This is a genomic window from Pseudomonas sp. FA117, assembly GCF_057370475.1.
Genome location: NZ_CM170675.1, coordinates 1,630,565 through 1,652,498, shown reverse-complemented (window position 1 = coordinate 1,652,498; position 21,934 = coordinate 1,630,565). Strand labels below are relative to the sequence as shown.

The 21,934-nt window shown below is 57.4% G+C and carries 14 protein-coding genes; 4 read left to right on the top strand and 10 right to left on the bottom strand.

Features of this window, described 5'->3' with window-relative positions; translation table 11 throughout:
- Positions 1 to 72: 72 nt before the first annotated feature.
- From AC1TXO_RS07740 to AC1TXO_RS07725, 4 genes are read left to right on the top strand one after another with little or no spacing between them, the layout of a single operon-like run.
- Positions 73 to 867, top strand: a complete 795-nt coding sequence (locus tag AC1TXO_RS07740; RefSeq protein ID WP_486405765.1) for an ABC transporter permease — start codon at positions 73 to 75, stop codon at positions 865 to 867.
- Positions 864 to 2,081 (top strand): ABC transporter ATP-binding protein, encoded by a 1,218-nt coding sequence (locus AC1TXO_RS07735; protein ID WP_486405764.1) that lies wholly within the window; start codon positions 864 to 866, stop codon positions 2,079 to 2,081. Before AC1TXO_RS07740 ends, AC1TXO_RS07735 begins: the two co-directional genes overlap by 4 nt.
- Positions 2,078 to 3,493, top strand: coding sequence for a class I SAM-dependent methyltransferase (locus AC1TXO_RS07730; RefSeq protein WP_486405763.1), 1,416 nt, complete (start codon positions 2,078 to 2,080; stop codon positions 3,491 to 3,493). Before AC1TXO_RS07735 ends, AC1TXO_RS07730 begins: the two co-directional genes overlap by 4 nt.
- Positions 3,493 to 7,215 (top strand): glycosyltransferase, encoded by a 3,723-nt coding sequence (locus AC1TXO_RS07725; protein ID WP_486405762.1) that lies wholly within the window; start codon positions 3,493 to 3,495, stop codon positions 7,213 to 7,215. Before AC1TXO_RS07730 ends, AC1TXO_RS07725 begins: the two co-directional genes overlap by 1 nt.
- A 75-nt stretch (positions 7,216 to 7,290) precedes the next feature.
- On the opposite strand, the gene AC1TXO_RS07720 is transcribed toward AC1TXO_RS07725, so the two are convergent.
- The 10 genes from AC1TXO_RS07720 to gyrA all read right to left on the bottom strand — a co-directional run bounded on the left by AC1TXO_RS07720 (position 7,291) and on the right by gyrA (position 21,698).
- Complete coding sequence (locus AC1TXO_RS07720) at positions 7,291 to 8,652, bottom strand: phosphohexomutase domain-containing protein (protein ID WP_486405761.1); 1,362 nt, start codon at positions 8,650 to 8,652, stop codon at positions 7,291 to 7,293.
- A gap of 133 nt (positions 8,653 to 8,785) precedes the next feature.
- Entirely contained in the window at positions 8,786 to 10,228 is a 1,443-nt protein-coding gene (locus tag AC1TXO_RS07715) for a mannose-1-phosphate guanylyltransferase/mannose-6-phosphate isomerase (RefSeq protein WP_486405760.1), read from the bottom strand.
- 604 nt (positions 10,229 to 10,832) lie between these two features.
- Complete coding sequence (locus AC1TXO_RS07710; protein ID WP_486405759.1) at positions 10,833 to 11,096, bottom strand: LapA family protein; 264 nt, start codon at positions 11,094 to 11,096, stop codon at positions 10,833 to 10,835.
- A gap of 18 nt (positions 11,097 to 11,114) precedes the next feature.
- Positions 11,115 to 11,408, bottom strand: coding sequence for an integration host factor subunit beta (gene ihfB / locus AC1TXO_RS07705; RefSeq protein ID WP_486405758.1), 294 nt, complete (start codon positions 11,406 to 11,408; stop codon positions 11,115 to 11,117).
- Between the two features lie 254 nt (positions 11,409 to 11,662).
- On the bottom strand, positions 11,663 to 13,342 hold the full coding sequence (gene rpsA / locus AC1TXO_RS07700; protein WP_054893880.1) for a 30S ribosomal protein S1: 1,680 nt from the start codon (positions 13,340 to 13,342) through the stop codon (positions 11,663 to 11,665).
- 124 nt (positions 13,343 to 13,466) lie between these two features.
- Positions 13,467 to 14,153, bottom strand: a complete 687-nt coding sequence (gene cmk, locus AC1TXO_RS07695; protein ID WP_054893879.1) for a (d)CMP kinase — start codon at positions 14,151 to 14,153, stop codon at positions 13,467 to 13,469.
- A complete protein-coding gene (locus AC1TXO_RS07690; protein WP_486405757.1) occupies positions 14,150 to 16,387 on the bottom strand; it encodes a bifunctional prephenate dehydrogenase/3-phosphoshikimate 1-carboxyvinyltransferase in 2,238 nt (745 codons plus the stop codon). Before AC1TXO_RS07690 ends, cmk begins: the two co-directional genes overlap by 4 nt.
- Positions 16,388 to 16,561: 174 nt before the next feature.
- Positions 16,562 to 17,656, bottom strand: coding sequence for a prephenate dehydratase (gene pheA / locus AC1TXO_RS07685; protein ID WP_054893877.1), 1,095 nt, complete (start codon positions 17,654 to 17,656; stop codon positions 16,562 to 16,564).
- Positions 17,656 to 18,741 (bottom strand): 3-phosphoserine/phosphohydroxythreonine transaminase, encoded by a 1,086-nt coding sequence (gene serC / locus AC1TXO_RS07680; protein WP_486405756.1) that lies wholly within the window; start codon positions 18,739 to 18,741, stop codon positions 17,656 to 17,658. Before serC ends, pheA begins: the two co-directional genes overlap by 1 nt.
- Before the next feature lie 194 nt (positions 18,742 to 18,935).
- On the bottom strand, positions 18,936 to 21,698 hold the full coding sequence (gyrA, locus tag AC1TXO_RS07675) for a DNA gyrase subunit A (RefSeq protein ID WP_486405755.1): 2,763 nt from the start codon (positions 21,696 to 21,698) through the stop codon (positions 18,936 to 18,938).
- Positions 21,699 to 21,934: the final 236 nt, after the last annotated feature.

Sequence of the window (21,934 nt, the reverse complement as noted above, 5' to 3'; positions counted from 1 at the left end):
ATCACTGCACTCGCCGCGCCTGAATTTTTCTGGTCCGCTTTATTAAAAGCCGCAGAGCCATAAGGAGAATACATGTCTGGATTATTGAGAGGGTTATATGGCTATAGAGGTTTCATTGCCACCTCGATCCGCAATGAATTCGTAGCACGATTCTCGCGCAGCAGCCTAGGCGGCCTGTGGATGATTATCAATCCATTGGCAAACGTGCTCATCTACGCACTTATTCTTTCCAACATCCTGGCAGCAAAGCTGCCAGGCATCGACAATAAATATGCCTATGCCCTGTATCTGATGGCAGGTACTTTGGCCTGGAGTCTTTTTGCGGAGATCATCAACCGCAGCCTTACGCTATTCATCGAAAACGGCAACCTGATGAAAAAGATGAAGTTCCCGCGGATAACCTTACCATTTATTGTGCTAGGCTCTTCCCTCCTAAACAATCTGTTACTACTACTCTCGGTGCTGGGCGTTTTCATCTGTCTGGGCCATTGGCCGACTTGGCAGATGCTGTGGGCCTTTCCTTTAATACTCACCGTAGCCGCCCTGGCCGTCGGCCTTGGCCTAATCCTCGGCGTGTTGAATGTGTTCGTTCGCGACATCGGCCAGGTGGTCCCTATTGTGCTGCAGATACTTTTCTGGTTCACACCTATCGTTTACCCTATCACGATTATACCCGATGAACTTAAATCTCTAATTGCATACAATCCTATGTTCCCGATTGTCAGCGCTTACCACGATGTTTTCGTTTATAACGTCGTGCCTGATATCGCCCAAATTGCCGTTACCTTGGGCTTTACACTTCTGCTTCTTGCTTTCAGTCTTTTTCTGTTCCGCCGTGCGGCGCCTGAAATGGTGGATGCACTATGAGTCTTCTCAGCGCCAAAGATCTTGGCAAGGCCTACCGCACCTACACAAGCGAATGGCAACGTATTGGTCGCTGGCTGGGTTTACCGAGCAAACCCCGAGAAGAGCATTGGGTGCTCAAACACATCAACTTTGAAATCAATGCTGGGGAAGCGATTGGTATCGTTGGTCAAAACGGTGCTGGTAAATCCACTTTACTGAAGATGCTGACAGGAACGTTGCAGCCTTCCACAGGCGAAGTGCAAGTAAACGGCCGAATTGCCGCGATCTTGGAGCTTGGCATGGGTTTCAACCCGGAGCTGACAGGTCGTCAGAACGTCTATCATGCCGCCGGCTTGATGGGATTTGGCGCCGACGAAATCGAGCAGTTGATGCCTGCTATCGAAGCTTTTGCTGAAGTCGGGGAATATTTTGACCAGGCGGTACGGACCTACTCCAGCGGTATGCAGATGCGTGTGGCATTTTCGGTGGCGACGGCCAAGCGTCCCGAGATCCTCATTGTCGATGAGGCGCTTTCTGTGGGCGATAGCTATTTCCAACATAAAAGCTTCGACCGTATTCGCGAGTTTCAGGAGCAAGGGACTACCTTACTGATTGTCTCTCACGATCGCAGTTCGATCCAAGCGCTGTGTGACCGTGTTCTTCTGATCGAAGAAGGGACAGTGATCAAGGACGGCGCACCCGAGGAGGTGATGGATTTTTACAATGCGATCATCTCCGAGAAAGAAAATTCCACGGTTGTCGTACACAAGCTGGAAGATGGGACCACACAAACGAGGTCCGGCTCAGGCGAAGCAACCGTCGGCAGTCTTGCCCTCTATAATGAGGTTGAGGAGCCTATTGAATTTGTCACTGTTGGCCAGACGGTACGTCTAAAGATAACTGTCGATATAAACCAGGCAATCCCTGAACTGGTGGTGGGCTACATGATCAAAGATCGGTTGGGACAGGCCATCTACGGCACCAATACACATCACCTGGACAGAAAACTCACAGCATTGTCTACGGGGACCGTGCTTGAGTTTATCTTTACCTTCAACGCCAATATTGGTGTAGGCTCATACTCAATTGCTGTTGCGCTCCATACTGCAGACACTCACCTCAACGCGAATTATGAGTGGCGAGACCTGGCACTGATATTCAATGTTGTCAACGCAGACAAAGCCCCATTTGTTGGATCTGCCTGGATTCAACCCGTTGTGGAGTGCAATCAATGACTCAGTTTTATCGTGCGTTTGAAGATAAACATCGCGGTGCCCGCGACACAATAAAGCAACGCTTGCAAATTTACCTGCCCTTTATCCTTCCATTGCTCGATTTTTATCCGGACGCCAAAGCACTCGATGTGGGGTGCGGTCGCGGAGAGTGGTTGGAAACCTTGATGGAAAACGGCTTCAATACCATTGGCGTTGATACGGATGAGGGGATGCTGGAAGCGTGCAAGGCTCGCAATCTCCCCGCTGTCAAAGCAGATGCCCTTTCTTATCTGCAAACAACCTCAAGCGACTCCCTCTGTGTTCTGACAGGCTTCCACATCGCTGAGCATATTACATTCGAAAGCTTGAAAGCGCTGGTAGCGGAAGCACATCGCGTGCTCAAACCAGGAGGGCTTCTGATACTCGAGACGCCCAATCCGGAAAACCTTATAGTCGCGACTCAAAACTTCTACCTTGACCCTACACACGAACGCCCTATTCCAAATTTGCTTCTTGACTTTCTTGTGAAATTCAGCGGATTCCAGCGCTCAAAAATACTCCGTCTGCAGGAAAATCCTACCTTGGCAACGGCCAAATCTCTCTCGCTGATGGATGTCATTGGCGGTACTAGCCCAGACTACGCCATCATTGCTCAGGTAGACTTGGGTGAACTGGACAGCGCACCTTTTGACGGACCTTTTTCAGAAGACTATGGGCTGAGCATGGCCGAACTTGCGCGCCGCTATGAACTAACGACTGACACCAGCGCGATTAAAAAACTTTATATCGAACTCGCAAAAAGAGTGACTGCGTTGGAAAATCACCAAGTCGAGCCATCTGAAAAATCACAAAGCAGACAGGATTCAGTTATGACACTGGAGCTTGAAGAGCTGCAATTCGAATATACCGCATTACAGCATTCTCTCCAAGAAGCGCACTCGGATGTCCAGTACTGGCGAAACAAAGCAGAATCTCATCAACAGCATATTTTGAGCTTGACAAGTACTACAAGCGCTCATCAACAGACCATCAACGATCTCAGCGACTATATAAACAAGCTCAAAACCAGTACATCCTGGAAAATAACTGCACCCGCCAGATATACAGCCACCCTAGCCAGGTCAGCGCTCTTATCCCCATTACCTACTTCCAAACGGATAGTAAAAACAAGCCTAAAAAAGGCGCTCAAGAATCAGACCTTGATCAAATTGGCAAAAAAAGTTCTTTATCGAATTCCAGCATTAAACACCTATGCAAAAAAACTGGCCACACGGCTGAGCTTGGAAACAGCACATTCCGCACTCAAAGGGCCGCATAGTACATCCTACTCGAATTCAGCTCCGTTCCCTGCTGCACCATCGAACCTCACCGAAAATGCCAAGGCTATTTATCATCGACTCAACAGAAACGCTTCACAAAAGGATGCGAATTGATGCGTGTCGTCATTGACCTTCAAGGTGCCCAGGCGGAAAACAGAACCCGAGGTATCGGCCGCTATGCGTTATCGTTTACCAAGGCGTTTATTAAGCACCGTGGTGAAATCGAAGTTTTCGTTGTGCTAAATGCCTTGTTCGGTGAGTCGATTGATGACATTCGTGAAGCGCTGCACGGCCTACTTCCAGATAGCCATATCCACACATGGATGCCCAATGCGGGTGTGGCCTCACTGAGCGCCGATAACCTATGGGGGCGCCAGGCAGCGGAGCTGATCAGAGAGGCTTTCATTGCCAGCCTGGATCCAGATCTGGTCCTCGTTACCAGTCTTTTCGAAGGACTGGTTGATGATGCCGTAACAAGCATAAAGTGTTTAAACTCGACTATTCCAACTGCGACGATCGTTTACGATCTGATTCCTCTCCTCAATCCAGAGACCTATCTCAGCGCCCTGCCGGTGCGTCAATGGTATGAAAGCAAGCTCAAACATTTGCGCCGTGCTGACCTGCTGCTGACCATCTCGAACTCATCGCGTTCGGAAGTCCTCCGCTATCTGGGCTTCGCCCCCGACCAGGTCGTCAACATCTCTACGGCTATCGACACCGAGCATTATCGGCCGATTACCAATATGCAACCGCCAACTGAGCTTTTGCAGCGGCTTGCGATTTCTCGCGATTTCGTCATGTACACCGGCGGAATCGACCCCAGGAAAAATATTGACGGGCTGATCATTGCCTACGCGAAGCTGCCAGCAGAGCTCCGCATGCGGCATCAGCTGGTTATTGTCTGCAAGGTACAGCCGCAAGAGCGCGATCGACTTTTGCGCCTGGCTAAAGCCAGTGGCCTGAATAAGTCTGAAGTGTGCTTTACCGGATATGTCAGTGATGATGATCTCCTTGCCCTGTACAACGCATGCAAGCTGTTCATTTTCCCATCCCTACACGAAGGGTTCGGTCTTCCCGCGCTGGAGGCAATGGCCTGCGCAAAGCCGGTAATCGCATCGAATACCTCAAGCTTACCTGAAGTGCTAGGTAACCCGGAAGCGCTGTTCGACCCATTCGATACCCATTCGATCACAGCGAAGCTCAATGAAGTGCTCAATCATGAGGCTTTGCGCACTAGTCTGGCTGAATCGGCAGTTGTTCAAGCTGCCACTTTCAGTTGGGATCTGACTGCAACCACAGCCGTGAGGGCGGTGCACCAGTTACTCTCGCAAAAACACCCAATTTCTAAGCAAGCCAGTGCCCCCCGACAGTTGCGCCTAGCCTATGTATCACCACTACCACCTGCGCGAAGCGGTATCAGTGACTATAGCGCCGAATTACTCCCGGAACTCGCTGCCCACTATCAAATTGATGTCATTGTGGCGCAGGATTCGGTCTCTCCCGCAGACGTCGGTATCAATTACACATTACGTTCGGTGGCCTGGTTCGAAGCCAATGCACACGTTTTCGATCGCGTGATCTATCACTTTGGAAACTCAAGCTTCCATAGCCATATGTTCCACTTGATCGAGAAAATACCTGGCACTGTAGTGTTGCATGACTTCTTTTTATCTGGCGTCGTGGCCAATATGGAAGTCCATCAAGGACAGCCAAACTTTTGGGTCCGGGCGCTTTATCATGGACATGGCTATCGTGCGGTCAGTGACCGCATAAATAACGCAGACACTGCCGATGCTGTATGGAAGTACTCGTGCAACCTTGGGATCCTCCAGCAAGCTGAAGGCATTATTGTACATTCGCACTATTCGATTCGGTTGGCCCAACAGTGGTATGGGAAAAACTCCGGCCTGAAATGGGCTGAGATCCCTATGCTGCGCACTCCACATTACCCTGACCTTCGCAAGCGTGCGAAGATCAGGAGTGAACTCGGCTTCTCCGAACACGACTTCATCGTCTGTAGTTATGGACTACTCGGTCCTTCCAAGTTAAACGACCGCTTGCTTGAGGCCTGGCTGGATTCCACACTTCCCAACGACAGCAACTGCCACCTGATTTATGTAGGGCAAAATAGTGAGGGTGAGTTTGGTGATCGTTTACTGAAACGGATCAACGCCAGTGGCTTCCGCAACCGTATCAAGATAACGGGCTGGGCGGATGCGGACATCTTCAAATCGTACTTGGAGGTAGCCGATGCTGCCGTACAACTTCGCACCCTATTCCGCGGTGAAACTTCAGCAGCTGTGTTGGATTGTCTAAATTACGGTATTGCCACTATCGTCAATGCCAACGGTAGTATGTCGGACATCCCAGATAACCGCCTGATCAAACTACCTGACTCATTTAGCAACGAAGAGCTAACTGAGGCCCTATTGTTCTTGCGTAATGATTTGGCCGCTCGCCAGCGTATTGGAGCAGAAGGCCAGAAGCTGATACACACGCAACACTCACCCCGTGCCTGTGCAGCCCTCTATCATCAAGCAATAGAGACATTCCATAAAGACTCATTCCATTCCACTGCTGAAGTCATCTCCTCCATCGCCACGCTGGATAAGATGGCCTTCAATTTTGAAAGCTCCTTAGCCGTTGCGGCATCGATCGATCAAAGTTTGAAACCTAGCATCTCAAATCCTCAATTGCTGGTGGACATTTCGGAACTGGTCAACCGTGATGCTAAAAGCGGTATCCAGCGAGTTGTTCGTAACATTCTGCAGGTCTGGCTAAAAACCCCCCCTGGCAATTACCGGGTTGAGCCGGTTTACGCCACCGACCACGAGGACGGCTATCGTTACGCTCGACAGTTTACTCTGGACTTTATGGGCTGCCCTAGCAATCTTCTGATTGATGAGCCGGTGGTTTACCATAATGGCGATAACTTCATCGGACTCGATTTACAACCCGTCACAGTTCCTCGGCAGCGCTCCGCACTCGCACAGATGCGCCGACGAGGTGTGAAAGTGCAATTCGTCGTGTACGATCTGCTGCTGAAGGAACTCTCTCACTGCTTCCCTCCCGGAGCATCTGATGTGCTTGATCAATGGCTGGCGACCGTTTCCCAAGCGGACGGCGCAATCTGCATATCCAAAGCAGTAGCGGATGAAATGGCCGAATGGCTCTCTGCAAATCGAGTACCGTCGAAACGGCCTTATTCATTGTCATGGTTCCATCTCGGTGCTGATATCAACGAACCGCGCCTTGCGCACACAGCCCTCGCTACATCTCAGGCAGATTTGTCTGAGCTGGGCAACCGTACTTCATTCTTGATGGTAGGTACGCTTGAGCCTAGGAAGGGGCATGTTCAGGTACTGGATGCTTTCGAAGCGCTCTGGGCGAAACAGCACGATGTAAACTTGCTGATTGTAGGCAAGCAAGGTTGGATGGTCGAAACGCTTATTGAACGCATTGAGAGCCATTCCGAGAAGGGAAAACGGCTGTTCTGGTTCCAAGGCGTTGACGATAATTATCTGTGTGAGCTCTATGAACACGCGGATGCATTGATCGCGGCATCGCTTGGCGAGGGGTTTGGACTACCGCTTATCGAGGCAGCTCAACATGGCCTACCTCTGATCGTGCGTGATATTCCGGTTTTCCGAGAGGTAGCAGGCACGCACGCTTTCTATTTCAAAGCAGAGCATGGTATCGATCTGTCGTCTCAACTTGTAGATTGGATGAAGCTTCAGGCCCAAGCAGCACACCCAAAATCTGAAGGAATGCCCTGGATGACTTGGGAAGAAAGTGCGCAACAGTTGTTCAAGGCGTTGCAGCAGAACGTGGGGTAGAGCACTGTGACTTATGCCCTCATCCACTATGGGATGAGGGCAGTAGTAGTGACGCAAGCTTTCCGACTCAAGCCGTCAGCCTTGAATCATACGGGCAATTTCATTAACTCGATCTGACACCAACATTTCATCGCCACGGCTCTCGACGTTTAGGCGCAGCAGTGGCTCGGTATTCGACCCACGCAGGCTGAACCGCCAATCGGCGAACTCGACACTGATACCGTCGGTCCGGTCGACGCTCGGCTGGTGCGGCAGGTAGAAAGCCAGAATCTTCTCGATGGTGCCTTTCACATCGGCCACTTCATAATTGATTTCACCGCTGCACGGAAATGCTGCGATGCGCTCGTCTACCAGTTGCGCCAGGCTCTTGCCGCTGATGCTCATCAGCGCAGCCACCAGCAGCCACGGGATGTTACCGCTATCGCAGTAGGCGAAATCGCGGAAGTAATGGTGCGCACTCATTTCGCCGCCGTACACAGCGTCTTCAGCGCGCATGCGCTCCTTGATGAATGCGTGGCCGGTTTTGCTCTGGATGGCCTGTCCACCGGCGGCGCTGACCTGCTCGATGGTATTCCAAGTCAGGCGCGGGTCGTGGATGATCTTGCTGCCTGGGTACTGAGCCAGCAGCATCTCGGCCAACAGCCCGACCACGTAGTAACCTTCGATGAAGCGGCCCTGATTATCGAAGAAGAAGCAGCGATCGAAGTCACCGTCGAAGGCAATGCCCATCTCCGCTCCGGTTTCGAGCACGGCCCTGCGAGTAAGTTCGCGATTTTCCGGCAGCAACGGGTTAGGAATGCCATTGGGGAAGTTGCCGTCTGGCGTGCCGTTTATGATGGTTATATCCAGCGGCAGGCGCGCACTGAGCAGTTCCAGCACTGGGCCAACGGCGCCATTGCCAGGGTCAGCCAACACTTTCAACGGTTTGAGAGCAGACAGGTCGATGTAGGTTAACAGATGTTCGATGTAGGCTGCCTTATCGAACGCTTCGCGAATTCCGCCCAAGGTGTCGGCCTGGACGCCGAGATCACCGGCTTCGACACGCTGACGAATATCGTTGAGGCCGGTGTCGCCACTGATCGGACGCGACTGCTCGCGCACCAGCTTCATACCGTTGTAACCCTTGGGGTTGTGACTGGCGGTGACCATGATGCCGCCGTCCGCTTGGTAGTGGCTGGTGGCAAAGTAGACTTCTTCGGTCCCGCACAGGCCGATGTCGATCACATCGGCGCCGCCTTCGGTCAGGCCTTTCATCAGGGAGCGGGACAGGCCAGGGCTTTCCAGGCGCATATCTCGGCCGACCACGTAGCTGCGCCCTCCCAACTGGGCCACCAGGGCACGACCGATGCGGTAGGCGATATCATCGTTGAGCTCGGTCGGCACTTGGCCGCGGATATCATAGGCTTTGAAGCAGCGGGTCTGGATAGGAGCGTACATACATCTCTCTAGATACGGTTCCGTGTGAGCGAGCACCGATTAGAAGGGGATGGCCGGCGAATAATTTTCTGCCGCATGAAGTTTCCCCCGGGCACCTAAGCGAGACTCCGGGGGTGGATAGGGAAGGCCTGGCTCAGCCGTCGCAACGACCGTAGTTGTCCTCGAAGCGGACAATGTCGTCTTCGCCAAGGTAGTCGCCGCTCTGCACCTCGATCAGGACCAAGTCTATGACACCAGGATTTTGCAATCGGTGTTTGTGGCCGGCACGAATAAAGGTAGATTCATTACTGTTGAGCATCAGTTCCTGATCATCATTGACGACCAGTGCCATGCCACTGACGACGATCCAGTGCTCGCTACGATGATGGTGCATCTGTAATGACAGCGAAGCTTTGGGTTTGACTACGATGCGCTTGATCTTGAAACGATCGCCGTCCTCCAGTGTGGTGTAGGTACCCCACGGACGATGGACCGTCTGGTGAAGCATATGAGCAGCGTGCCCGTCGACTTTCAAACGTTTGACAATATGTTTGACGTCTTGGGCATGGTCCCTGTGGGCAATCAGCAACGCGTCTGGGGTATCGACCACCAGTAGGTCCTGCACACCGACCAAGGCGGCCAAGCGGTCCTCGGTGCTGACATAGTTGTTGCTGGCGCCGTAGGCCATCACTTCACCCTCGAAGCGATTACCGTGTTCATCGGGAGGAGTCAGTTCGCTGACGGCATTCCACGACCCGATATCGCTCCAGCCGATATCGCACGGAATGGTCGCAACCTTGCGCGAGCGCTCCATAAGCGCGTAGTCGATGGAGATATCCGGCACCTGTGCGAAGATATTGGCGTCCAGGGAGAGGCAGCTGTAGCCTTTCGAGGTGGCGCGGCGCGAGGTTTGCAGAGTGCGTTCGACGGCTTCGAACACATCCGGAGCATAGGTCTTGAATTCCTCGATGACGGCGCCGACCTGGAAGCAGAACATGCCAGCGTTCCAAAAGTAGTTACCCGCCGCCACATAAGATTCAGCGGTTTTCTGGTCGGGCTTTTCAACGAAGCGCTCAACCTTGAGGCCACCTTCGAGCTCGCCGGCAGCAGCAGCTTCGATATAGCCAAAACCGGTTTCCGGGTATTGCGGTTTGATGCCGAAGGTTACCAACCAGCCCTGCCCGGCTAAGTTAACGGCCTTGCGGACAGCTTCGTCGAAGGCGTCTTCGTCCTGGATCAGATGGTCGGCGGCCAGCACCAGCATATAGGCCTGTGCGCCGTGGGCCTGCTGCAGTTGCAACGCGGCGGCGGCCACTGCGGCAGCGGTATTACGGCCAAAAGGCTCAAGGATATAGCTTTGGGCATAGCCCCTGTGATTGATGTCGCGGTATTCATCTTCAGTCTTGAACAGGAGTTCGCGGTTGGTGACGGTAAGCACCTCGACAACCCCGTCCAGACGAGCGGCACGCAAAAATGTTTTCTGAATCAGGTTCTGTCCATCAGGCAGCGCCATAAATGGCTTTGGATGAGCCTCACGAGATACTGGCCACAAGCGACTGCCAACACCACCGGATAGAATTACCGGTATCAATTCCATATTCGAGTCCTTAACGGCCCTTGAAGTTTTCAACCTCAGGAAGCCTGCATGTACCTTATTCACAAGCATCGTTACGCCCGCCGCAACAACGCTAAAAATGTACGCGCCCTAGGTTTGTAGCCTCAAGCCATTCATTGACTCAGGACGCAAGCTTCTGACGCTAGAATACCAGAGATTTTTCTTTGTAGCTTGCCTACGTAGGGGGAACGGAAGACCACCTGCAACACACCAGATCGCCATCACTCGACCACACCATGGGTATTTCCGCCTGATGAAGCCCCTCTAGACCGAAGCACTAAGTGATCACGACAAGAGAAAATTATGAATCGACTACTTAACCTCACGCTTACAATCAATTTCACAATATTTCATAAACCACCAAGAAATAATCTCTGGAAGCCTCGTTAAGCAGAGCCAAGATACAGAAGTAATATCGAGGGGCACTGGAAGCGGATGAGAGCATCAGCGCGTACAGAGGGTGACAATCTATGCAGCAAGAAAAGAGAGATTTCAGACTCTGCAACAAAGCCGCTATTACTTCATTTTGACCAAATTTTGCATAGTTATAAATTTCCTAGAGAAATGAGAGAATTTTCTGCATTCCCTACGCCCTACCGGAAACCTCGCTTCGCGCCACCGCACGGATTTCACGGTAACGTCGCCGCAGACTATAAGCAGCCAAAAACGGTCCAACAGCCAAGCCTACTGCCAGAGCGCCGAGGACAAGCACCGCCACCGGCATTGTCGGCACCGACCAACCCAACAGCGCCAAAGAAACGTCTTGCTGGTTCTCCAAAACAAACAATAGAGTCAGAGCTCCCAACAGAATAAGGAACAACGCAACAACGATAATCTTGACTTTACGCATTGTACTGGGCTCCGTTCCTCACACTCCATGCTCGTCTTCATTCACCCGATCCCGCAACTCCTTCCCCGGCTTGAAGTGCGGCACGAACTTGCCCTCGAGGCTGACCGACTGCCCGGTCTTGGGGTTGCGTCCAACCCTTGGCGCACGATAATGCAGGGAAAAACTGCCAAAGCCACGGATCTCGATGCGATCCCCAGTCGCCAGGCATTGGGACATCTGCTCAAGCATGGTCTTGATGGCCAACTCGACGTCCTTGGACGAGAGCAAACCCTGATGGGTGACAATACGTTCGATCAGCTCCGACTTCGTCATGTTTTTCCCTTCGTTATCAAGCAGCTAGATCATTGCTTAACCAGTTTGTAGCACGCTTGGAAGGATTTGAACAGGGTGCTTCTTGACTTGATAAAAAAATTCAAGAACTAAACATTCGCAGCGCACGCTCCCAGCCGCTCAAAGGTCTTGCGTCGCAATCGCAGGGCAAGCCCGATCCCACGGGCACACCAGGAAAATTTGGGACAAAAAAAGGGCGACCCGAGGGTCGCCCTTTTTTACCGATCAAACAGAACTCAGTTCTGCTTGGCCATTGCTTCGCGCAGCAGCGCAGCCATGGTGGTATCGGCAGCAGCTTCCGGAGCGGTGTTTTTCAGGCTCTGGATAGCTTCGCGCTCTTCAGCATCGTCCTTCGACTTGATGGACAGGCTGATGACGCGGGACTTGCGGTCAACGCTGATGATCTTGGCTTCGATCTCTTCGCCTTCCTTCAGGACGTTACGCGCGTCTTCAACGCGGTCACGGCTGATTTCGGAAGCCTTCAGAGTAGCTTCGATGTCGTCGGCCAGAGTGACGATGGCGCCCTTGGCGTCAACTTCCTTCACGATGCCCTTGACGATTGCACCCTTGTCGTTGACAGCAACGAAGTTGGAGAACGGATCGTCTTCCAGCTGCTTGATGCCCAGGGAGATGCGCTCGCGCTCTGGGTCAACCGACAGGATGACGGTTTCCAGCTCGTCGCCCTTCTTGAAACGACGTACGGCTTCTTCGCCGGTTTCGTTCCAGGAGATGTCGGACAGGTGAACCAGACCGTCGATGCCGCCGTCCAGGCCGATGAAGATACCGAAGTCGGTGATCGACTTGATGGTACCGGTGATCTTGTCACCCTTGTTGAACTGGCCGGAGAAGTCTTCCCATGGGTTGGATTTGCACTGCTTGATACCCAGGGAGATACGACGACGCTCTTCGTCGATGTCCAGAACCATGACTTCCACTTCGTCGCCAACCTGAACAACTTTCGACGGGTGGATGTTCTTGTTGGTCCAGTCCATTTCGGAAACGTGTACCAGGCCTTCGACACCCTCTTCCAGCTCGGCGAAGCAGCCGTAGTCGGTCAGGTTGGTGACGCGAGCGGTAACACGAGTACCTTCTGGGTAGCGGGAAGTGATAGCAACCCACGGATCTTCGCCCATCTGCTTCAGACCCAGCGAAACGCGGTTGCGCTCACGGTCGAACTTCAGAACGCGAACGTCGACTTCGTCACCAACGTTGACGATTTCCGACGGGTGCTTGATGCGCTTCCAGGCCATGTCGGTGATGTGCAGCAGGCCGTCGATGCCGCCCAGGTCCACGAAGGCGCCGTAGTCGGTGAGGTTCTTGACGATACCTTTGACCTGTTGGCCTTCCTGCAGGGTTTCCAGCAGGGCTTCGCGCTCGGCGCTGTTCTCGGCTTCCAGCACGCTGCGACGGGAAACGACAACGTTGTTGCGCTTCTGGTCCAGCTTGATGACCTTGAATTCCAGCTCTTTGCCTTCCAGGTGGGTGGTGTCGCGCACTGGGCGGACATCAACCAGGGAGCCCGGCAGGAACGCACGGATGCCGTTAACGTCGACAGTGAAGCCGCCCTTAACCTTACCGTTGATAACGCCCTTGACCACTTCTTCGGCAGCGAAAGCAGCTTCCAGAACAATCCAGCACTCGGCGCGCTTGGCTTTTTCACGGGACAGCTTGGTTTCGCCAAAGCCGTCTTCGACCGCGTCCAGCGCAACGTGAACTTCGTCACCGACCTTGATGGTCAGCTCGCCAGCTTCGTTGTAGAACTGCTCGAGCGGGATGACGCCCTCGGACTTCAGACCAGCGTGAACGGTAACCCAGTCGCCATCGATGTCGACAACGATACCGGTGATGATTGCGCCCGGCTGAAGATTGAGGGTTTTCAGGCTTTCTTCAAAGAGTTCTGCAAAGCTTTCGCTCATTTTAATTCCTGTAGATTCGGGCGATACAGACGCCCATCGCCACATTCCAGACAATGTGGGTTTCGTTTAAGTAAAGGAAAGCGGGCAGGACGTTGACTGGTGCCCCTGCCTGCTTTCCTGGCGATCAGAGCAGGTCGCGCAATGCGAGCTCGCTTCTGATCCGTTGCAGCACCTGCTCGATGGACAACTCGGTGGAGTCCAGCTGGATCGCATCGGCCGCCGGCTTGAGCGGGGCCACTGCGCGCTGGGTGTCGCGCTCATCACGCGCACGAATCTCATCTAGCAGACTCGACAGACTAACATCTTCGCCTTTGCCCTTCAACTGCAGGTAACGGCGGCGGGCGCGTTCCTCGGCACTGGCGGTGAGAAACACCTTCAGCGGTGCGTCCGGGAACACCACGGTGCCCATGTCGCGGCCGTCGGCGATCAACCCGGGCGCCTCGCGGAAGGCACGCTGGCGCTGCAGCAGCGCCTCGCGCACCGCCGGCAGCGAGGCGACCATCGAAGCACCCGCCCCCACCGTTTCGGTACGGATGACATTGCTGACATCCTCGCCTTCGAGAATGATCTGCTGCAGCTTGCCCGGCTCGGCGGCGATGAACTGCACGTCCAGATGGGCGGCGAGCGCCTTGAGCAGCTCTTCGTTGGTCAGGTCGACGCCATGATTCGAGGCATTGAACGCCAGCAGGCGATACAACGCCCCGGAGTCCAGCAGTCGCCAGCCGAGCTCGCGCGCCAGCAGACCGGCAACGGTACCCTTGCCCGAGCCGCTCGGCCCGTCGATGGTGATGACCGGCGCCTGGGAATTCACGACTGCCCCTCTTGCGCCACGCGGATGCCGACTTCGGCGCACAGCGCCAGGAAGTTGGGGAACGAGGTGGCGACGTTGGCGCAGTCGTGGATGCGGATCGGTGCACTGGCTCGCAGCGAGGCGATGCTGAAGGCCATGGAGATACGGTGATCACCATGACCATGGACTTCACCACCACCGATCTGGCCGCCATCGATGATGATGCCGTCCGGGGTCGGCTCGCACTTGACGCCCAGGGCGATCAGGCCATCGGCCATGACCTGGATACGGTCCGATTCCTTGACCCGCAGCTCCTCGGCACCACGCAGCACGGTACGCCCTTCGGCACAGGCCGCGGCGACGAACAGCACCGGGAATTCGTCGATGGCCAGCGGCACCAGTTCCTCGGGAATCTCGATGCCCTTGAGCTTCGCCCCACGCACGCGCAGGTCGGCAACAGGCTCGCCGCCGACTTCACGCTGATTCTCCAGGGTGATGTCGCCACCCATCAGGCGCAGGATGTCGATCACGCCAGTGCGGGTCGGGTTGATGCCGACGTGCTCCAGCACCAGCTCCGAACCTTCGGCGATGGAGGCAGCGACCAGGAAGAAGGCCGAGGACGAGATATCGGCCGGCACTTCGATCCGGGTGGCGGTCAGCTTGCCGCCGGACTGCAGCGAGGCGACAGGGCCATTGCTCTGCACGCTGTAACCGAAGCCACGCAGCATGCGCTCGGTATGATCGCGGGTCGGTGCCGGCTCGGTGACGGTGGTAGTGCCTTCGGCGTACAGGCCGGCCAGCAGCAGGCACGACTTCACCTGGGCACTGGCCATCGGCAGGGTGTAGTCCAGCGCCTTGAGCTTCTGGCCACCGCGAATGGTCAGTGGCGGACGCCCCTCGGGGCCGGTCTCGACCACGGCGCCCATTTCGCGCAACGGATTGGCCACGCGATTCATCGGGCGCTTGGACAGCGAAGCGTCACCGGTCATGGTCACATCGAACGGCTGTGCAGCCAGCAGGCCCGACAGCAGGCGCATCGAGGTCCCGGAGTTGCCCAGGTAGATCGGACCAGGTGGCGGCTTCAGGCCATGCAGGCCGACACCATGAATGGTGACGCGGCCGTGGTGCGGCCCTTCGATGACCACACCCATGTCGCGGAAAGCTTGCAAGGTCGCCAGGGCGTCCTCGCCCTCGAGGAAGCCTTCGACTTCAGTGGTGCCCTCGGCCAGCGAGCCGAGCATGATCGAGCGGTGGGAAATCGATTTGTCGCCCGGTACGCGAATCCGTCCGGACACGCGGCCACCAGGTTGGGCCAGGAAGATCAGGTCGTTGGCGTTCATAGCGTCCACATAGGCCCGGCGGGCCAGGATTTTACTGAAATGCTCGCGGGCGACTCGAGCGCGGGTGAATACACCCAGCAACTGGTGCCCGTCCCCAGCATCGACCGCGTCGCGCAAGGCGTCGAGATCGCTGCGAAATGTATCCAGCGTGCGCAGGACAGCGTCGCGATTGGCGAGGAAGATGTCATGCCACATGATCGGGTCGCTGCCGGCGATTCTCGTGAAATCGCGGAATCCTCCCGCAGCGTACCGGAAGATGTCGAGGTTTTCATTGCGTTTGGCCAGCGAATCCACCAGGCCGAACGCCAGCAGGTGCGGCAAGTGGCTGGTGGCTGCGAGGACTTCGTCATGGCGCTCGACCGGCATGTGCTCGACATCGGCCTCCAACGCGCGCCACAGGCGATCGACCAGGGCCAGGGCTGCCGGGTCGGTTTCGGCGAGCGGCGTGAGGATCACCTTGTGCCGGCGGAACAGTGCAGCGTTTGAAGCCTCCACCCCGCTCTGCTCGGAACCGGCGATCGGGTGCCCGGGCACGAAATGCGCCAGACGCTCGCCGAACACGGCCCGCGCAGCACGCACCACATTGCCCTTGGCGCTACCAACATCGGTGATCACCGCCGCCCCCAGGTCGAGCTGCGCCAAGCGAGCCAGAAGCTTTTCCATGGCCAGGATCGGCACCGCCAACTGGATCACGTCGGCGCCGACACAGGCAGCAGCCAGATCCTCCTCGCAGCGGTCTACCACGCCGAGCGCGACAGCCTGCTTGCGCGATTGGGCATCCAGGTCGACACCGACCACTTCGCGGCACAGGCCGCTTTCACGCAGGCCCTTGGCGAAAGAGCCACCGATCAGACCCAGGCCGACGACGACCAGGCGATTGATGAGCGGTGCGGGTTTGTTTACAGCATTAACCACGAGTACGAACCCTGTTCAGAACAGCAACATGTGCCAAATGACGGCCTACGGATGGGCAGGAGAAACCCGCCCCTACAGGCTCGACGCCACGCTCACGGGCGACGCGAAACCTGTGGGAGCGGGCTCGTCCCGCGATGGAGCGCAAAGCGCTCCCGCCCACGGGCGACAATAATTTCAGAGCACCGCCTTCGGATACGACCCCAGCACCTTCAGCGCCACGGCTTCCTGGCTGATCTTCTCCAGCACCGCCTTGATCAGCGGATCGCGGTGATGGCCGACGAAATCGATGAAGAACACGTAGGTCCACTTGCCGCTGCGCGACGGACGGGTCTCGATACGGGTCAGGTCGATGCCGTTGTCGTGGAACGGCACCAGCAGTTCGTGCAGCGCGCCCGGCTTGTTGCTCATCGAGACGATGATCGAGGTCTTGTCGTCGCCGGTCGGCGGCACTTCCTGGTTGCCGATCATCAAAAAGCGCGTGGAGTTGTCCGGACGGTCTTCGATCTTCTCGGCCAGACGGGTCAGGCCGTAGAGATTGGCCGCCATGTCGCCGGCGATCGCCGCCGAGTTCCACTCACCCTTGACCCGCTTGGCCGCCTCGGCATTGCTCGAGACCGCCACGCGCTCGACGTTCGGGTAGTGCGCATCCAGCCACTTGCGGCACTGGGCCAGGGACTGGGCGTGCGAGTAGATGCGGGTAATGCTGTCGGTCTTGGTGTTCTCGCCCACCAGCAGGTGGTGGTGGATGCGCAGCTCGACCTCGCCACAGATCACCATGTCGTGTTCGAGGAAGCTGTCCAGCGTGTGGCTGACCGCACCTTCGGTGGAGTTCTCCACCGGCACCACGCCGAAGTTGACGGCACCGGCCGCCACTTCGCGGAACACTTCGTCGATGGCTGCCATTGGCCGGCTGATCACCGCGTGACCGAAGTGCTTCATCGCCGCGGCCTGGGTGAAGGTGCCCTCGGGGCCGAGATAGGCGATCTTCAGCGGCTCTTCCAGGGCCAGGCACGACGACATGATTTCGCGGAACAGTCGCGCCATCTCTTCGTTGCCCAGCGGCCCCTTGTTGCGCTCCATGACGCGCTTGAGCACGGCGGCTTCACGCTCGGGGCGGTAGAACACCGGCTTTTCGCCTTCGGCCAGCGACGCCGTCTTGACCCGCGCCACTTCTTCGGCGCAGCGGGCGCGGTCGCTGATCAGCTCGAGGATCTTCTCGTCGAGGCTGTCGATGCGAACGCGCAGGGCCTTGAGTTCCTGTTCGGACATCAGCCGTGCTCCTTCTCGAATTCGGCCATGTAGGCCACCAGGGCTTCCACCGCATCCAGACCCAGGGCGTTGTAGATGGAGGCGCGCATGCCGCCCACCGAACGGTGACCCTTGAGGTTGAGCAGGCCACGGGCGTCGGCGCCAGCCAGGAAGGCCTTGTCCAGGCGTTCGTCGGCCAGGCGGAACGGCACGTTCATCCACGAGCGGGCGTTGTGGGCGATCGGGTTGGTGTAGAAATCGCTGTTGTCGATGAAGCCATACAGGCGCTCTTGCTTGGCGCGGTTGCGCTGCTCCATGGCGTCGACGCCACCCTGCTCCTTGAGCCACTCGAACACCAGGCCCGAGAGGTACCAGGAGTAAGTGGCCGGGGTGTTGTACATCGAACCGTTGTCGGCCGAGACCTTGTAGTCGAGCATGGTCGGGCAGCTGCTGCGGGCATGGCCGAGCAGGTCTTCACGGACGATCACCACCACCAGGCCGCTCGGACCGATGTTCTTCTGCGCGCCGGCATAGATCAGGCCGAACTGCGAGACGTCGATCGGGCGCGAGAGGATGTCCGACGACATGTCGACCACCAGCGGCACGTCACCGGTCTGCGGTACCCAGTCGAACTGCAGGCCGCCGATGGTTTCGTTGGAAGCATAGTGAACGTATGCAGCCCCCGGGGTCAGCTTCCACTCGTTCTGGCCAGGAATGGCCAGGTAGTCGTAGGGCTTGGCGCTGGCAGCGACGTTGATGTTGCCGAACCGGCGCCCTTCCTCGATGGCCTTCTTCGACCAGATACCGGTCTCGATGTAGTCGGCCGTACCGTTTTCCGGCAGCAGGTTCAGCGGAATCTCGGCGAACTGCTGGCTGGCGCCGCCCTGGAGGAACAGCACCTTGTAGTTGGAGGGGACGGACAGCAGCTCGCGCAGGTCCTGCTCGGCCTTTTCGGCGATCGCCACGTAGTCGTCGCTACGGTGACTCATTTCCATCACCGACAAGCCCTTGCCACGCCAGTCCAGCATTTCGGCCTGGGCACGCTGCAGGACAGCGTCGGGAAGCGCGGCAGGGCCTGCGCAGAAGTTGAAGGCTCGTTTGCTCACATCCACTCTCGCTCTAATAGAACAAAATCTAACCAGCTGGTTCAGCGGTACCCTGTGGGAGCGGGCTTGCCCGCGAACACCGGCGAAGCCGGTGCCATGCATCGCACCGCCCGCTCCCACAGAAACCAGACGTTGCCGTCTCTAATCAGTCAAACGGGGCGACCTTGGTCGCCCCGCTCGGGTTTTACGCTTGCTTACTCCTGCGGAGCCTCTTCGGCGCCTGCAGCTTCGTCATCCGGCGCATCGGCTTCGACGCCCTCCTCGTCCGTCTCGATCACATCGTCGAGTTCGTCCTCGGACGGCTCCTGGATACGCTCCAGCCCCACCAGCGTCTCGTCGCTGGCCAGCTTGATCAGCGTCACACCCTGGGTGTTGCGGCTCAGGCTCGAGACCTCGCCAACCCGTGTGCGCACCAGCGTGCCCTGGTCGGAGATCAGCATGATCTCCTCGCCTTCCTGAACCTGGATGGCGCCGATCAACAGACCGTTGCGCCCCTTGGTGCCCATGGCGATCACGCCCTGGCCACCACGCCCGCGACGCGGGAACTTGGACAGCGGGGTGCGCTTGCCGAAGCCGCGCTCGGAGGCGGTGAGGATCTGCGCGCCGGACTCGGGGATCAGCATGGAAATCACTTCCTGCCCCTTGCCCAGCCTCATGCCGCGAACACCGCGCGCGGTACGGCCCATTTCCCGCACCACGCTCTCGGCGAAGCGGATCACCTTGCCGGCGCTGGAGAACATCATGACTTCCTTCGCGCCGTCGGTAATGGCCGCAGCGATCAGGGTGTCACCTTCCTTGAGCTTGACCGCGATCAGGCCGTTGGAGCGTGGACGGGCGAACTGCACCAGCGGGGTCTTCTTCACGGTGCCGGAGGCAGTGGCCATGAAGATGTAGGCACCCGTCGGCTCGGCGACCAGTTCCGGCGTATCGCCGTCTTCTTCGTCGACTTCTTCGGCCTCGATCACTTCGCCTTCGAGCACCGCGTCATCCGCCTCGTCGATTTCCTCGTCGAGATCGGCGCTCTGCTGCAGGGCCTCGAGGTCGATCTGCAGCATCGCGGTGATGCGCTCGCCGTCTTCCAGCGGCAGCAGGTTGACCATCGGCCGGCCACGCGCTGCGCGGGAAGCTTCGGGAATGTCGTAGGTCTTGAGCCAGTACACCTTGCCCTTGCTGGAGAACAGCAGCAGGGTGGCGTGGCTGTTGGCGACCAGCAGGTGTTCGATGTAGTCCTCGTCCTTCACACCGGTCGCCGACTTGCCCTTGCCGCCACGGCGCTGGGCCTGGTAAGCGGACAACGGCTGGGTCTTGGCATAGCCGCCGTGGGAGATGGTCACCACGCGCTCTTCTTCGGGGATCATGTCGCCGTAGTTGAGGTCGTGGCGGGCATCGAGGATCTCGGTGCGACGCGCATCGCCGTACTCGGCGCGGATCGCCTCCAGTTCTTCGCGGATCACTTCCATCAGGCGCTGGGCGCTGTTGAGGATGCGGATCAGCTCGCCGATCTGCTCGAGGATTTCCTGGTACTCGGCCAGCAGCTTCTCGTGCTCCAGGCCGGTCAGGCGGTGCAGGCGCAGGTCGAGGATGGCCTGGGCCTGCTCGGGCGACAGCCAGTACTTGCCTTCACGCAGGCCATACTGCTCGGGCAGGTCTTCAGGGCGGCAGGACTCGGCACCGGCGCGCTCGACCATGACCTGCACGGCGCTGGATTCCCACGGCGTGCCGATCAGCGCTTCCTTGGCCTCGGACGGGGTCGGCGAGGCCTTGATCAGGGCAATGACCGGATCGATGTTGGACAGCGCGACCGCCTGGCCCTCGAGGATGTGCCCGCGCTCACGCGCCTTGCGCAGCTCGAACACGGTACGGCGGGTCACCACTTCACGGCGGTGACGGACGAACGCCTCGAGCAGGTCCTTCAGGTTCAGCAGGCGCGGACGCCCGTCGATCAGGGCGACGACGTTGATGCCGAACACGCTCTGCAGCTGGGTCTGCTGGTAGAGGTTGTTGAGCACCACCTCCGGCACCTCGCCGCGGCGCAGCTCGATGACGATGCGCATGCCGTCCTTGTCGGACTCGTCGCGCAGCTCGGTGATGCCCTCGATCTTCTTCTCTTTGACCAGCTCGGCGATCTTCTCGATCAGCCGCGCCTTGTTCAGCTGGTACGGCAGCTCGGTAACGACGATCTGCTGGCGGCCACCGACCTTGTCGATATCCTCGACCTCGGAGCGGGCACGCATGTAGATGCGGCCACGGCCGGTGCGGTAGGCCTCGATGATGCCCTGGCGGCCGTTGATGATGCCGGCCGTGGGGAAGTCCGGCCCCGGAATGAACTGCATCAGCTCATCGATGGTGACTTCGGGGTTGTCGATAAGCGCCAGGCAGCCATCGATCACCTCGCCGAGGTTGTGCGGCGGGATGTTGGTCGCCATGCCCACGGCGATACCGCTGGAACCGTTGACCAGCAGGTTGGGGATCCTGGTCGGCATGACCGCCGGGATCTGCTCGGTGCCATCGTAGTTGGGCACCCAGTCGACGGTTTCCTTGTGCAGGTCGGCCAGCAGCTCGTGGGCCAGCTTGGTCATGCGCACTTCGGTGTATCGCATGGCCGCGGCGTTGTCGCCGTCGACCGAACCGAAGTTGCCCTGACCGTCGACCAGCAGGTAGCGCAGCGAGAAGGGCTGCGCCATGCGCACGATGGTGTCGTACACGGCGGTGTCGCCGTGCGGGTGGTACTTACCGATGACGTCACCGACCACACGGGCGGACTTCTTGTACGGCTTGTTCCAGTCGTTGCCCAGTTCGCTCATCGCGTACAGGACGCGGCGATGCACGGGCTTCAAGCCGTCACGTGCATCGGGCAGCGCTCGCCCGACAATCACGCTCATCGCGTAGTCGAGGTAGGACTGTCTCAGTTCGTCTTCGATATTGACCGGGAGGATTTCTTTGGCCAGTTCGCCCATGAGAAGCCTGATTCCTTTTTCTGGTGAAACTTCGCCATATCCATCGGTGGACGAACGAAGCTCGCCGCCGCAGCGTTGGACGGTGCGGCGACTTACGACAAATCAATGAGTTGAGCCCAGGATCTGCGCAATGAAGGGCGCTGAAAAGAGCGACCTTGGAAACTGTCGGATAGTACCACAAAGGGTTGCGCGGTGGGAGATATGGCAGGATGCCGCTGGCGCGGAAAAATACCGCG

Coding starts and splice junctions, on each gene's coding strand:
- AC1TXO_RS07715 (WP_486405760.1), bottom strand. CDS start 10,228: ATGGAATTGATACCGGTAATTCTATCCGGTGGTGTTGGCAGTCGCTTG.
- gyrA (WP_486405755.1), bottom strand. CDS start 21,698: ATGGGCGAACTGGCCAAAGAAATCCTCCCGGTCAATATCGAAGACGAA.
- pheA (WP_054893877.1), bottom strand. CDS start 17,656: ATGTCCGAACAGGAACTCAAGGCCCTGCGCGTTCGCATCGACAGCCTC.
- AC1TXO_RS07740 (WP_486405765.1), top strand. CDS start 73: ATGTCTGGATTATTGAGAGGGTTATATGGCTATAGAGGTTTCATTGCC.
- ihfB (WP_486405758.1), bottom strand. CDS start 11,408: ATGACGAAGTCGGAGCTGATCGAACGTATTGTCACCCATCAGGGTTTG.
- AC1TXO_RS07725 (WP_486405762.1), top strand. CDS start 3,493: ATGCGTGTCGTCATTGACCTTCAAGGTGCCCAGGCGGAAAACAGAACC.
- rpsA (WP_054893880.1), bottom strand. CDS start 13,342: ATGAGCGAAAGCTTTGCAGAACTCTTTGAAGAAAGCCTGAAAACCCTC.
- AC1TXO_RS07720 (WP_486405761.1), bottom strand. CDS start 8,652: ATGTACGCTCCTATCCAGACCCGCTGCTTCAAAGCCTATGATATCCGC.
- AC1TXO_RS07735 (WP_486405764.1), top strand. CDS start 864: ATGAGTCTTCTCAGCGCCAAAGATCTTGGCAAGGCCTACCGCACCTAC.
- AC1TXO_RS07710 (WP_486405759.1), bottom strand. CDS start 11,096: ATGCGTAAAGTCAAGATTATCGTTGTTGCGTTGTTCCTTATTCTGTTG.
- AC1TXO_RS07730 (WP_486405763.1), top strand. CDS start 2,078: ATGACTCAGTTTTATCGTGCGTTTGAAGATAAACATCGCGGTGCCCGC.